This window comes from Bacillus sp. C1, from assembly GCF_054570475.1.
Genome location: NZ_JBTMZT010000001.1, coordinates 790,229 through 804,884, shown reverse-complemented (window position 1 = coordinate 804,884; position 14,656 = coordinate 790,229). Strand labels below are relative to the sequence as shown.

14 protein-coding genes are annotated in these 14,656 nt (G+C 37.3%); all 14 read right to left on the bottom strand.

The features are described from left to right. Positions 1-45 precede the first annotated feature (45 nt). Positions 46-747, bottom strand: coding sequence for a 30S ribosomal protein S2 (rpsB, locus tag ACX5JI_RS04295; protein WP_026590321.1), 702 nt, complete (start codon positions 745-747; stop codon positions 46-48). Positions 748-1,234: 487 nt separating this feature from the next. After that, positions 1,235-2,014: a GTP-sensing pleiotropic transcriptional regulator CodY gene (gene codY / locus ACX5JI_RS04290; RefSeq protein WP_459499840.1), complete on the bottom strand. Its 780-nt coding sequence runs from the start codon at positions 2,012-2,014 to the stop codon at positions 1,235-1,237. Between the two features lie 76 nt (positions 2,015-2,090). Continuing rightward, a complete protein-coding gene (hslU, locus tag ACX5JI_RS04285; RefSeq protein WP_459499839.1) occupies positions 2,091-3,482 on the bottom strand; it encodes an ATP-dependent protease ATPase subunit HslU in 1,392 nt (463 codons plus the stop codon). Positions 3,483-3,504: 22 nt separating this feature from the next. Further along, on the bottom strand, positions 3,505-4,047 hold the full coding sequence (hslV, locus tag ACX5JI_RS04280) for an ATP-dependent protease proteolytic subunit HslV (RefSeq protein WP_459499838.1): 543 nt from the start codon (positions 4,045-4,047) through the stop codon (positions 3,505-3,507). A 43-nt stretch (positions 4,048-4,090) separates the two neighbouring features. Then, the gene (gene xerC / locus ACX5JI_RS04275) at positions 4,091-4,990 is read right to left on the bottom strand and encodes a tyrosine recombinase XerC (RefSeq protein ID WP_459499837.1); all 900 of its coding nucleotides are present in this window, start codon (positions 4,988-4,990) and stop codon (positions 4,091-4,093) included. A 65-nt stretch (positions 4,991-5,055) separates the two neighbouring features. Continuing rightward, the gene (gene trmFO / locus ACX5JI_RS04270) at positions 5,056-6,360 is read right to left on the bottom strand and encodes an FADH(2)-oxidizing methylenetetrahydrofolate--tRNA-(uracil(54)-C(5))-methyltransferase TrmFO (protein ID WP_459499836.1); all 1,305 of its coding nucleotides are present in this window, start codon (positions 6,358-6,360) and stop codon (positions 5,056-5,058) included. A gap of 51 nt (positions 6,361-6,411) precedes the next feature. Next, positions 6,412-8,490, bottom strand: coding sequence for a type I DNA topoisomerase (gene topA / locus ACX5JI_RS04265; protein ID WP_459499835.1), 2,079 nt, complete (start codon positions 8,488-8,490; stop codon positions 6,412-6,414). 144 nt (positions 8,491-8,634) lie between these two features. Further along, on the bottom strand, positions 8,635-9,504 hold the full coding sequence (gene dprA, locus ACX5JI_RS04260; RefSeq protein ID WP_459499834.1) for a DNA-processing protein DprA: 870 nt from the start codon (positions 9,502-9,504) through the stop codon (positions 8,635-8,637). Between the two features lie 88 nt (positions 9,505-9,592). Continuing rightward, positions 9,593-10,495, bottom strand: coding sequence for a succinate--CoA ligase subunit alpha (gene sucD, locus ACX5JI_RS04255; protein ID WP_459499833.1), 903 nt, complete (start codon positions 10,493-10,495; stop codon positions 9,593-9,595). A 19-nt stretch (positions 10,496-10,514) separates the two neighbouring features. Then, positions 10,515-11,675 (bottom strand): ADP-forming succinate--CoA ligase subunit beta, encoded by a 1,161-nt coding sequence (gene sucC / locus ACX5JI_RS04250; RefSeq protein ID WP_459499831.1) that lies wholly within the window; start codon positions 11,673-11,675, stop codon positions 10,515-10,517. 200 nt (positions 11,676-11,875) lie between these two features. Next, a complete protein-coding gene (gene rnhB / locus ACX5JI_RS04245; protein ID WP_459499830.1) occupies positions 11,876-12,643 on the bottom strand; it encodes a ribonuclease HII in 768 nt (255 codons plus the stop codon). A 58-nt stretch (positions 12,644-12,701) separates the two neighbouring features. After that, the gene (ylqF, locus tag ACX5JI_RS04240) at positions 12,702-13,565 is read right to left on the bottom strand and encodes a ribosome biogenesis GTPase YlqF (RefSeq protein ID WP_459499829.1); all 864 of its coding nucleotides are present in this window, start codon (positions 13,563-13,565) and stop codon (positions 12,702-12,704) included. 22 nt (positions 13,566-13,587) lie between these two features. After that, positions 13,588-14,139, bottom strand: a complete 552-nt coding sequence (gene lepB / locus ACX5JI_RS04235) for a signal peptidase I (RefSeq protein WP_459499828.1) — start codon at positions 14,137-14,139, stop codon at positions 13,588-13,590. Between the two features lie 101 nt (positions 14,140-14,240). Then, positions 14,241-14,585, bottom strand: coding sequence for a 50S ribosomal protein L19 (gene rplS / locus ACX5JI_RS04230; protein ID WP_001186515.1), 345 nt, complete (start codon positions 14,583-14,585; stop codon positions 14,241-14,243). Positions 14,586-14,656 lie beyond the last annotated feature (71 nt).

Genomic DNA, 14,656 nt, shown 5'->3' with positions numbered 1-14,656 from the left:
AAAAGGTGATAAAAGGCCTAACCCCTTATCACCTTTCCAAATTTGTTACGCAGTAACAGTCTCTTCACCTTGTTTTGCTTCAAGGATCGCGTCTGCCATTTTAGATGTAAGAAGTTTTACAGCACGAATTGCATCATCGTTTGCTGGAATTACGTGATCGATTTCGTCTGGATCACAGTTTGTATCAACGATACCGATGATTGGAATGTGTAATTTGCGTGCTTCAGCAACTGCGATACGCTCTTTACGAGGGTCTACTACGAATAATGCACTTGGAAGACCTTTCATATCTTTAATGCCGCCTAAGAATTTTTCAAGACGCTCTAACTCTTTTTTAAGTTGAACAACTTCTTTCTTAGGAAGTACTTCGAAAGTACCATCTTCTTGCATTCTTTCGATGTCTTTAAGACGCTTAATACGCTTTTGGATTGTTTGGAAGTTTGTTAACGTTCCACCTAACCAACGTTGGTTAACGAAGTACATACCAGCACGAGTTGCTTCTTCTTTAATAGCTTCTTGCGCTTGTTTTTTTGTACCTACGAATAAGATGTCTCCACCTTCAGCAGCGATGTTACGCATTACGTTGAAAGCTTCCTCAACTTTTTTCACAGTTTTTTGTAAGTCGATGATATAGATACCGTTACGCTCTGTGAAAATGTAACGTTTCATTTTTGGGTTCCAACGACGAGTTTGATGTCCGAAATGAACACCAGCTTCAAGCAATTGCTTCATAGAAATTACTGACATAATTTAGTTCCTCCTAAATGGTTTTTGATATCCTCCGTTTACTTCATCTTTAAGTGAAACTACAAACGTAGCACCAACACTTAAATCAGTAAACGTGTATACTTTGTACTGACACCACTGCTTACTATATCATAATGAAATAGTACAATCAAGTCGAAAATGCGAACAATGTAAAACTTTCTTTTTGATTATCATTCTATTCGTCTTTTTCTCTGATTCAATTCTCTATACAAATTGAAAGACCATCAAAATTTTTCTACTTGAGCCATTCCCCCTGCGTAAAAAAGTGCAAGTTATCCTTATGACCTCTCACAGTAGTGAATTACATAGTAAAAACAAAAACACTTTTATATAGTATTACCACTCTATTTCACTTTAAGCACACTTATCTATGATAAAGAGCAAAGATCATCTTCTCACAAACTTATAATGATTCTCTCAGAAAACAAAAAAATCTCTCCTCCTCAGAGGAAAGATTTTCTCCATGTTAGTTTGTTTTCAATTTAGCAAGTTCATGTAAAAACTTGTCATTTAATACTTTAATGTATGTTCCTTTCATACCTAAAGAACGAGATTCAATAACGCCTGCACTTTCTAATTTACGAAGTGCATTTACGATTACAGAACGTGTAATCCCTACGCGATCAGCAATTTTACTTGCAACAAGTAAACCTTCTGTTCCGCTTAATTCTTCGAAGATGTGCTCGATTGCTTCTAACTCACTGTATGATAATGAACTAATTGCCATTTGAACAACAGCTTTACTACGAGCTTCTTCTTCAATTTCTTCCGCTTTTTCACGCAAGATTTCCATACCTACTACAGTTGAACTGTATTCAGCAAGAATCAAATCATCATCTAAAAATTCTTGACCAAGACGAGCTAAAATTAATGTACCTAAACGCTCACCACCACCAACGATTGGCACGATTGTAGTTAAACCTTGATCAAATAGTTCTCTATTCTCTACAGGGAACGCTGTATATTCACTGTTTACATCTAAGTTAGACGATGTTTCTGTAATATTAAATAGACTTTGTGTATATTCTTCCGGGAATTGACGCTCTGCAAGCATTTGCTTCATACGCTCATTTTCAATTTGTTGATGAATTGCATATCCTAATAATTTACCGCGACGACTTACAACGAATACGTTCGCTTCAATCACTTCACACATCGTGTCTGACATTTCTCTAAAGTTTACAGGTTTTCCTGCTGCACTCTGTAATAATGCATTTAATTTTCTCGTTTTTGCTAATAATTCCATTTCTAAATTTCCTCCTACATGTTACTCACATTTTTTTCATCATTTGGAAACTTGGGCGAGTCACCTGATGACACTATTACAAAATAAACTGGCTCACATCTTTATTTTTGGCAATTGTCGCCAATTTCTCCTCTACATATTGAGGTGTTATCGTTATTTTTTCTAACGTAATTTCAGATGCTTCAAACGATAAATCTTCAAGAAGTTTCTCCATAATGGTATGAAGCCTTCTCGCTCCAATATTATCTGTATCTTGATTAACTTGATAAGCAATCTCAGCAATCTTACGAATAGCATCGTCAGAAAATTCAATTTCTATACCTTCAGTTGCCAATAATGCTATATATTGTTTCACTAAAGCATTATCAGGTTCTACAAGAATTTTAACAAAATCATCTACCGATAATTTTGTTAATTCCACTCGAATTGGAAATCTTCCTTGCAGTTCTGGAATCAAATCAGACGGTTTGGACATATGGAAGGCACCAGCCGCAATAAATAAAATATAATCTGTTTTCACCGATCCATATTTCGTTGCAACGTTCGATCCTTCGACAATTGGCAAGATATCACGTTGTACACCTTCACGCGATACATCCACGCTATTCGACTGCTTACCAGCAATTTTGTCAATTTCATCAATAAAAATAATCCCGAGCTGTTCAGCACGATAAACAGCCTCTTGTGTAACTTCATCCATATCAATTAAGCGCTGTGCTTCTTCATTTGTCAAGACTTTTCTTGCTTCTGTTACAGAAAGTTTGCGTTTTTTTGTTTTTTTCGGCATAAAACTTCCTAGTGCATCTTGGAAATTCATTCCCATTTGCTCCATGCCAGTTCCTTGTAACATATCAAACATAGAAGACTGTTGCTCCGTTACTTCAATCGATACAATCTCTTCTTCAAGCAATCCGGCAGCGAGTTTCTTTTCAACTTCTTGACGTTTCTTTTCAACGTCTATATCATCTTGTGTTTCAGCTGTCTGATTTGTACTTTGATTTCCACCAAATAACATTTCTAACGGATTTTTAAATCCAGTTTGTTTTTGCGGACTTGGTACTAAAATTTCAACAAGTCGTTGGTTCGCTTGTTCCTCAGCCTTATCTTTAACCTTTACGACCATTTCTTCTTTTACGATGCGAACTGAAGTTTCGACGAGATCGCGTACCATAGATTCTACATCTCGGCCTACATATCCAACTTCTGTAAATTTCGTGGCTTCAACCTTAATAAAAGGTGCTCCAACGAGCTTCGCCATTCGTCGTGCTACCTCTGTCTTCCCAACTCCTGTAGGGCCAATCATTAAAATATTCTTCGGAGCAATTTCATCACGTAAATCTTCTACTAATTTACTGCGACGATACCGATTTCTAAGCGCTACTGCAACCGCTTTTTTCGCATCTTTTTGACCAATAATATATTGATCTAATTTTTCTACAATTTGACGCGGAGTAAAATGTAAATGCATATAAAATGCCTCCCTTACGATTCTACAATTCTTCCACAATAATATTGTGATTTGTATACACACAAATGTCCCCAGCAATCTCCAAACTTGCTTTCGCAATCGCTTTCGCTGTTAACTGTTCACTTGCATGTTGCTTTAAAGCGCGGCCAGCTGCAAGTGCATAATGTCCACCTGAACCAATTGCTAAAATACCATCATCCGGCTCTATTACTTCTCCTGTTCCCGAAACAAGAAGCATCGTTGTTTCATCCATGACAATGAGCATCGCTTCCAATTGACGCAGCATCTTGTCACCACGCCATTGTTTCGCCATTTCAACCGCAGCACGTTGTAAGTTGCCGTTGTACTCTTCTAATTTCCCTTCAAACATTTCAAAAAGAGTAAATGCATCTGCAACGGAACCAGCAAAGCCAGCTAAAACTCTACCTTGAAATAGCTTTCTAACTTTGCGTGCCGTATGCTTCATCACAACCGCATTACCCATTGTCACCTGACCGTCTCCAGCCATTGCACATTCCCCATTATGATGAACTGCAAATATCGTTGTCGCGTGGAAATTTCCCATAGAAAAAAACTCCTTTATATGTTTTTATAGCTTTAAAAGCAATTTATGCCCGTGGGTGATGCTTCATGTAAACAGAGCGCAATCTTTCTTTTGAAACATGCGTATAAATTTGTGTCGCTGATAAATTTTCATGCCCCAATAACTCCTGCACAGTTCGTAAATCTGCGCCTTCATCTAACATATGCGTTGCAAATGTATGCCTTAACATGTGCGGACTTATTCGCATTGTAAGAGAAGTTTTCTTAATGAGCTCATTTAAAATATAACGTACACCTCGATCTGTTAACGGCGTGCCTTTTGCATTTAAAAACACCATTTGAGAGTGTTCCTCTGTTTTTTTAGCTAACTGTTTTCTTCCGTTTTCTATATAAGTAATTAAAGCACCTTGTGCATAGTCCCCAAACGGTACGTATCTTTGTTTTTTGCCTTTTCCCATTACTAGAATTGTTCCTACCGAAAAATCAATGTCCTCAAGTTGTAAACCTACACATTCACTCACACGAATCCCGGTTGCATACATCAGCTCTAATAAAGCTTGATTTCTTTGACCTAGCGGCGTTTCTATATCAGAAACTTCAAACAAATTCTCTAATTCTTCACTATACAAAAACTTTGGAATTGACCATTCTTTTTTGGGGAGTGACGCAAGTGCAAACGGATTATCTTCTCGATATCCTTCACGCATCAAAAAACGATACAAACTTCGTAAACTTGATACTTTTCTTGCGACAGATTTACGGGCTAACTTTTCATCGTGTAGCATCGTTAAATATAAACGAACATCTACGTATGTAACATCTAAAAAAGAGGATATACCTTCTCGTTCCATAAATTGCACAAAATGTTCTAAATCATTTTGATAACTCGCAATTGTATATTTTGAATAATTTCTTTCAATTTGTAAATATGTAACGAATAATTGTAACAATTTATTCACATTCATATAACTCACCTCAATAAAGGCTACTAAATTGTAGCACAACTCAGTAGCCTTTGCAAGAAATTTAACTAAATATTTACAAAATTTTGAATTGTTTCTAAAGCGCGTGTTGCGTACGCTTCATTTCGTTCTTGTTTCTTTTTAATTTTCTTTTCTAACGGTACAAATAAACCAAAGTTTGCATTCATCGGTTGGAAGTTTTTTGCATTTGTTGCAGTGATATAATTCGCCATACTTCCCATTGCAGTTACAGGAGGTAATACAACTGGCTCCTCGCCTTTTACAAGACGCGCTGCATTAATACCCGCTAATAGACCTGATGCAGCTGATTCTACATACCCTTCCACACCCGTCATTTGACCTGCGAAAAATAAATCATCGCGATGTTTGTATTGGTACGTTGGACGAAGTAACTTAGGCGAATTAATAAATGTATTACGATGCATTACGCCATAACGTACAATTTCAGCATTTTCTAATCCTGGAATTAACTGTAACACTTCTTTTTGAGGCCCCCACTTTAAATGTGTTTGGAAACCAACAATATTGTATAACGTTCCTGCTGCATCATCTTGACGTAATTGAACAACAGCATATGGTGTTTTCCCTGTTTTTGGATCTTCTAATCCAACTGGTTTCATCGGTCCAAATAACAATGTTTGTCTCCCGCGTCCCGCCATTACCTCTACAGGCATACACCCTTCAAAGAATACTTCTTTTTCAAACTCTTTTAATGGCACTGTCTCTGCAGCAATTAAAGCATCATAAAAACGATCGAACTCTTCCTCTGTCATAGGACAGTTCAAATATGCTGCTTCGCCCTTATCATAACGAGATTTTAAATATACCTTGTTCATATCAATGCTGTCTTTCTCGACAATCGGTGCAGCAGCATCATAAAAATAAAAGTAATCTTCACCCGTTAATTCTTTTAGCTGTGCAGCAAGATCCGGAGATGTAAGTGGGCCTGTTGCAATAACAGTTGGTCCTTCTGGTATTTCTGTAATTTCTTCGTTCATCACAGTTACGTTTGGATGATTTTTCACATACTCTGTTACTTTTGCTGCGAATTCATGACGATCCACAGCCAACGCTCCTCCTGCTGGAACAGAACATTCATCTGCCGCACGAATAATGACAGAGTCCATTCGGCGCATTTCTTCTTTAATAACACCAACAGCGTTAGTTAATGTATTCGCGCGAAGCGAGTTACTACATACTAGTTCTGCAAATTTATCCGTATGATGAGCCGGTGTTTGTCTTACAGGCCTCATTTCATATAATTTTACTTGGACACCACGTTTTGCAATTTGATAAGCTGCTTCACTTCCTGCAAGACCTGCACCAATAACGTTTACTACTTGTGTTGTCATCTGTTTATCACCTTTCCTTTTCTACCCCGAAAAAAATGTGAGCAGTTACGCTCACATTTGTTGTTCTTCTTCATAATCACAAGAAATACATTGTACTTGAACGCCTTTTTTCAACTTCTTCTCTACAAGCATACTTTCACACTTTGGACATTTCCGACCAATCGGCTTATCCCAAGACACAAAGTCACATTCTGGATATGTGCCGCACCCATAGAAAAGACGTTTCTTTTTATTGCTTCGGCGTTCAATAATTTGTCCTTTATCACATTTCGGACAAGTTACACCGATTTCTTTCACAATCGGCTTTGTATTACGGCAATCAGGGAAATTAGAACAAGCCATAAACTTCCCATATTTACCCATTTTAAAGACCATTGGGTGACCACACAACTCACAGTCTTCCCCGGCAGGTTCATCTTTAATTTCGACTTCACGCATTTCCTTTTCTGCTTTTTCTAAACGAGGTTCAAAGCCTACGTAAAAATCATCAACAACTTTCACCCAATTCGCTTTTCCTTCTTCTACTTTATCAAGATTTTGCTCCATGTTGGCAGTAAACTCGATATTAATAATTTCTGGGAAAAACTCTAAAATGAGTTCAATTACAATTCCTCCAAGTTCAGTAGGAACAAATCGTTTATTGTCTAATGCAACGTATCCTCGCTTCTGAATCGTCTCGAGTGTTGGCACATAAGTAGACGGCCTTCCAATCCCAAGATCTTCAAGCGTCCGAACTAAGCGAGCCTCAGTATAACGTGGTGGTGGCTGTGTAAAATGCTGCTTCGGTTCCACATCTTTTGAAAATACGGTTTCTCCTATTTCTAACGGCGGCAACATTTTATCTTTTTCTTCTGCACCATCATCTTTTGACTCCACATACACTTTCGTAAATCCTGGGAATTTCACCACTGATCCACTTGCACGGAATTGAACATTATTATTAATGAGTTTAGCTGTAACGGTATCCATTATAGCAGATGCCATTTGACTTGCAACAAATCGCTCCCAAATCAATTTATATAAACGATGTTGATCGCGACTTAAGAAACTTTTCAATTCCTCTGGCTTTCTCATCACAGAAGTTGGACGAATGGCTTCATGCGCATCTTGTGCATTTGCTTTTTTCGTTTCTTTCTTCTTCTCTGTTCCTATGTATTCCGAACCAAACGCCTCAGTAATATAAGAACGTGCTTCTTCTTGTGCCGTTTCTGAAATACGTGTTGAGTCTGTTCTCATATACGTAATAAGACCGACAGTTCCCTGCTTACCAATGTCTATCCCTTCATAAAGTTGCTGTGCAAGCATCATGATTTTCTTCGCACGCATATTTAGTTTACGCGCTGCTTCTTGTTGCAGAGAAGACGTAGTAAATGGTAATGCTGGATTGCGCTTTCGCTCTTTCTTCATCACATCTTCAACCGAAAATGCATTGTCCTTCATTTTTCCAATTATTTCTTTTACTTGTGCTTCATTTGTTAACTGGACTTTTTCACCGTCCACACCGTAAAATGACGCTTCAAATGTGTCTTTTCCTTTTACAAATTCTGTTTTAATTGTCCAGAATTCTTCAGGAATAAAGTTTTGAATCTCTCTTTCACGCTCAATTATTAAGCGAACCGCTATGGATTGTACGCGTCCTGCACTTAATCCTTTTTTAACTTTCTTCCATAATAAAGGACTAATATTATAACCAACAAGACGGTCAAGTATCCGTCTTGTTTGCTGCGCATCTACTAAATTCATATTGATTGCACGAGGATGCTTAAATGATTCTTTTATGGCATCTTTTGTAATCTCATTAAATACAACTCGGCAATCTGATTCAACGTCCACATTTAACGAATTCGCTAAATGCCAAGCAATTGCTTCCCCTTCGCGGTCTGGATCGGCTGCGAGATAGACTTTCTTTGCTTTTTTTGCGGCTGATTTTAAATCTTTTAAAACAGGACCCTTACCACGAATGGTAATATATTTCGGAGTGAAGTTATTTTTCACTTCTATCCCCATTTGACTTTTTGGTAAATCGCGAACATGTCCCATAGACGCGACAACTTTGTATTTTTTCCCTAAATATTTCTCAATGGTTTTCGCCTTAGAAGGCGACTCCACGATTACGAGGTAATCTGACATGCTAGTGCCTCCTTAAGAGGTGGATTCAAGTCTTCATTAATCTTATTGATTTCTCTTGTTTTTGTCAATCAAGAATGAGTATAACATACAGTGCCACTCTACCATTTGTCAATAATTGTTTAATAAAAACATAAAAATATAAGGTTAAATTAAAAATTCTTCGAGAATATCCTCTGCTTTCTGCACAAGTTTGGCCCCTTGCTGAATGAGCTGATTTGTCCCTGTTGAACTTTCCTTAAATATAGGACCAGGAAGCGCAAATACTTCTCTATTTTGCTCTAAAGCAAGATCTGCAGTAATAAGCGATCCACTTCTTGCTTTTGCCTCTACAACTAAGACCCCTTTACAAAGTCCACTTATAATTCGATTTCTTTTTGGGAAATACCATTTTCGCGGAGGATAATGGGGTGGATATTCTGTTAATAGCAACATATGTTTTTTCCACATACTATAAAAATGATTATTTTCCTTCGGATACATGTACTGTAATCCATGCCCTAATACAGCGATAGTCGGACTTTGTTGACGCACTGTAATTTCATGAGCGATTGTATCAATTCCACTTGCAAACCCGCTAACAATTAACCAGTCTTTATGTATTAGAGGATGTAAAATAGATTGTATGCTATTTCTCTCATATAAAGACGGTTTTCTCGTTCCGACCACCGCTATTTTATTTGCCTTATCAAGAAACTCCCTTTGCCCTTTTCCATATAAAATAAGGGGTGGATCTGGTATTTCACGCAACAATTTTGGGTAGTTCTCATCAAATATTGTAATATAAAAAATATGGTTTTGTTCTAAATGACGTATACATTGTAAGGGTGTAGTTGTTTGTAGGAAGTTAACTAGTTCTAAAGATTTTTTTGAGGTTAAACCAGCATGCTTTTCAAACTCCATCGCACTAAAGCGATACAGTTTCTTTACCTCTGGATCGATATACAATAAGCGAGTTAATGCTTTCCAATGATCTGCTAACACATAATGAAGATGGAGCAATCGTTCCTTTTTCATCACCATTCTCCTTACCCATAATTTTTATTATGTAAACAGAAAAAGTGTAAAAAGACACCCTCTAGCACGAAGGTGTCTTTCAAAAAGATTAATAGTTTTTACAAGTTTCAAATAACCCTTTTTCTTTTAAAACAGAAATTAATGTTTCACCCATAACAGCTGGTGTTTCAGCAACTTTAATACCACAAGCTTCCATTGTTTTAATCTTTTCAGCTGCTGTTCCCTTTCCACCAGAAATAATAGCACCAGCATGCCCCATACGTTTACCTGCTGGCGCTGTTTGACCGCCGATGAAACCTACGACAGGCTTTGTCATGTTTGCTTGTACCCATTCTGCTGCTTCTTCTTCTGCTGTTCCACCAATTTCACCAATCATAATAACAGCATGTGTTTCTTCATCTGCATTAAATGCTTCTAATGCATCGATAAAGTCTGTACCATTGACAGGGTCACCACCGATACCTACAGCAGTTGATTGACCAATGCCTTCTTGAGTTAATTGATGTACAGCTTCATATGTTAGTGTACCAGATCGAGATACAATACCTACATGACCTTTTTTATGAATATATCCTGGCATAATACCAATCTTACATTCATCAGGCGTAATTACACCTGGACAGTTTGGTCCAAGTAAACGTGTCTGTTTACCTGTCATATATTTCTTAACTTTAACCATATCCAATACAGGGATTCCTTCTGTAATACATACTACTAAATCAATCTTTGCATCAACAGCTTCCATAATTGCGTCAGCCGCAAAAGCGGGTGGAACGTACACAACTGAAGCGTTTGCGCCCGTTGATTTTACAGCATCTTCTACTGTATTAAAGACCGGTACACCTTCAATTTCAGTGCCACCTTTACCAGGTGTTACACCACCGACAATTTTCGTACCGTATTCAATCATTTGCTTTGTATGGAATAAACCTTGTGAACCAGTAATACCTTGTACAATAACTTTTGTATCTTTATTAACTAATACGCTCATTTTTCTCCCCCGCTTTCTATTAGCCCACTAGTGAAACAATTTTTTGTGCACCGTCTGCCATAGATTCTGCTGCAACAATATTTAAACCAGATTCATTTAAAATTTTCTTACCTAACTCAACATTTGTACCTTCAAGACGAACAACAAGCGGTAATTCAAGACCTACTTGTTTCGTAGCTTCAATAACACCTTCTGCGATTACATCACATTTCATGATGCCACCAAAAATGTTAACAAAAATACCTTTTACATTTTTGTCAGAAAGAATAATTTTGAAAGCTTCTGTAACTTTTTCAGCTGTAGCACCGCCACCAACATCTAAGAAGTTAGCTGGATCACCATGATAATGTTTAATGATATCCATTGTTGCCATTGCTAATCCTGCACCATTTACCATACAACCGATATTTCCATCTAAAGGAATATAGTTTAAGTCGTATTTAGAAGCTTCGATTTCTTTTGGATCTTCTTCTTCAAGATCACGAAGTTCTAAGATGTCTTTATGACGATATAATGCATTCGAATCAAAGTTTAGTTTCGCATCTAATGCCATAACCTTCCCGTCACCAGTTGTAACAAGTGGGTTAATTTCTGCAATAGAACAATCTTTTTCGATATAAGCACGATATAAGCCCATCATAAACTTCACAGCTTGTCCTACAAGCTCATTTGGAATATTGATGTTAAATGCAATACGGCGTGCTTGGAAGCCTTGTAGACCTACTGCTGGATCGATATACTCTTTAAAGATTTTTTCTGGTGTTTTTTCTGCTACTTCTTCAATTTCTGTACCGCCTTCTTCAGAAGCCATTAGAACAACTTGAGAAGTCGCACGATCTAAAACTAGACCAACATAATATTCTTTTTTTATATCGCAACCTTCTTCAATAAGTAAGCGTTTCACTTCCTTACCTTCAGGACCTGTTTGATGCGTAACAAGCGTAGTACCTAATATACTTTCCGCATATGTACGAACTTCTTCTAAATTTTTCGCAACTTTTACACCGCCAGCTTTGCCGCGTCCACCAGCGTGAATTTGCGCTTTTACTACACATACTTCTGTTCCTAGTTCTTTTGCTGCTTCTACAGCTTCTTCTACTGTAAATGCAACCTTCCCGTTCGGAACGCTAACCCCATAGCTTCTAAGGACTGCCTTACCTTGGTACTCATGGATATTCATGGTCCCATCCTCCCCTGTTTTCCTGTTTTACTCAAAAAGTTTTTTAATGTTTAAAAAACACTACATTGCCATTGTATAAAATGATTGCCACGCTGTCTACAATAAAGTGTCAGAAAACTGAAATCGCTTTATTCTTTTTTAAAAATAGTAATATTAATATGCGAAAATAAAAAAATAAGCTGTAGATTCACAGCTTATTTTTAGATCATATCTTTAATTGGTGCAAATGTTTTTCTATGTTCTTCTAATACACCATATGTTTCAATCGCTTGTAAGTGTTGTTTCGTTCCATAACCCATATGTTGTTCAAAACCATATTCAGGATGTTCCTTACCTAACTCCTTCATCATACGATCACGCGTAACTTTTGCGATAATAGAAGCAGCTGATATAGAAATACTTTTTGCATCCCCTTTAATAATGGATGTTTGTGGGATTGATGTAGGAAGTTTCATCGCGTCAATTAATAAATGTTCTGGTGTACATGATAAATTCGCGATCGCATCTAACATCGCTCTTTTCGTCGCTTGATAAATATTTATCTCATCAATAACTTCAGGTGTTACAATCCCAACACCAATCGCTACCGCCTTTTCTTTAATTTCACCATAGAAACGCTCACGCTTCGCTTCACTGAGTTTTTTAGAGTCATTTAACCCCGGTATATAGAACTCCTCTGGAAGAACGACAGCGGCCGTAACAACCGGCCCAGCTAACGGCCCTCTTCCTACTTCATCAATTCCAGCAATATACGAAAGCCCTCGTTCACGTAATGCTTGTTCATATTTAGACATCTCTAAAAATTGTGCTCTTTCTTTTTGTCCTTGTTCTTTTTGTTTATGCCATTTCACAATTAATTTTTGAACACCTTTTCGCTCATCTTTTATTAACATTTGAAGGCGTTCATCTTCTTCTGTCATAATTTCTTGCAGCAAACATTCCACTTCGTGAATTGTGAGTTTTTGCATTATATGTACACTCCTTTTAAAAAAATAACCAAAAAGAAAAGACGTACAAACGTACGTCTTATACCTCTTCTACAAATTCATCCGGCGTTTCAAATGTCATTCTTCCAAGTTTACCACCACGAAGTTCACGAAGAACAAGTTCTGACGTCTTATCATAATCAATCATTCCGCCGCCCATTAGACAGCCTCTATTCTTGCCAATCGCATCAAATAATTCAACAATATCTTCTGGTATTTCACTTAGTTTATAACGCTCTTTTAATCGCTCTGGATAATATTTTTCCATAAAGCGCAGTGCATAAACTGCTACATCTTGTAAGTTTAAAATAGAGTCTTTAATTGCACCAGTGGTTGCAAGGCGAAGACCTACTAATTCATCCTCGAATTTCGGCCATAAAATACCCGGTGTGTCTAACAGCTCCATTTCTTTTCCAACTTTAATCCATTGCTGAGCTGTTGTAACACCTGGGCGGTCGCCTGTTTTCGCGATATTTTTCTTTGCTAATTTATTAATTAACGTAGATTTCCCAACGTTCGGAATTCCAACAATTAATGCGCGAATTGCTCTTGGTTTAATCCCTTTTGCAACCATTTTATCAAACTTTTCTTTTACAAGCACTTTACATGCAGCTGTAATTTCTTTCATACCTTGTCCAGCTTGTGCATTAATCGAAATCGCTTTATGGCCTTTCTCGTCAAAGTAAGCAATCCACTGCTTAGTTAAACGATCATCCGCCATATCAGCTTTATTTAAAACAACCAATCTTGGTTTATGTGTAATAATTTCATCAATCATCGGATTTCGGGAAGATAAAGGTAAACGAGCATCTACAAGTTCAATTACAACATCGATTAACTTTAACTTTTCTGTTACTTGGCGCCTCGCCTTTGCCATATGCCCTGGAAACCATTGAATTACCATGTTGCCACCTTCTTTTTCTCTTTTATTTCACAATACGTGCGTCTTTTAATGGCCAATATAACATATTTGCTTTCCCCATTATTTGGTCTATCGAAATCGTTCCAATGGTACGGCTATCTTTACTAAAACGACGATTGTCACCTAGTACAAATAATTGACCTTTTGGAACAGTTTTTTTACCAGTAATTTCTTCAAGCTTAAAGTCATATGTAAGTGGTCCATCAGCAAGTTGTTGTTTCTGTTTGTCCAAATACGGCTCCTCATAAGGTTTTCCGTTAATATAGAGCTTATCATTACGATACTCAATTTCATCACCTGGTAAGCCGATAACACGTTTAATATAATCTTTTTCCTCTGTCGCTTGGAATACAATAATATCAAAACGCTTCGGTTCTCCAATGTGATAACCAATTTTATTCACTATCATTCGATCACGGTCATGTAACGTCGGTGACATTGATACGCCATCTACAAGAATTGGCGCGAAGAAAAACTGTCTAATAACACCAGCTAGCACAACAGCAATTAAAATCGCTTTTATCCATTCCCAAAGCGAACTCTTCTCTTTCTTCATGTATTTCCCCTCCACAATTATGTAAGCTGATCGTATTATATCAAAAATTCATATAGATTGGAAAAAGGGAGCTTGTGCAATTACAAGCTCCCATACATGTCTTATCGAATTTCTTTAATACGTGCTTTTTTACCGCGAAGGTTACGTAAGTAGTATAACTTAGCACGACGTACTTTACCACGGCGAAGTACTTCGATTTTCGCGATTCTTGGTGTATGGATTGGGAATGTACGTTCAACACCTACACCGTAAGAAATCTTACGAACTGTGAAAGTTTCACTAATTCCGCCACCACGACGTTTAATTACAACACCTTCAAAAAGCTGAATTCTCTCACGAGTACCCTCAACTACTTTTACGTGTACACGTAAAGTGTCACCAGGACGGAATGAAGGTAGGTCAGTTTTTAATTGGCCTTTTGTAATTTCTGCGATTAATTGTTGCATATTCAATTCTCTCCTTTAAACAGATGCTCTTATAAAGTCATTAATAAATTACAGCGGAACATCGTTAATAC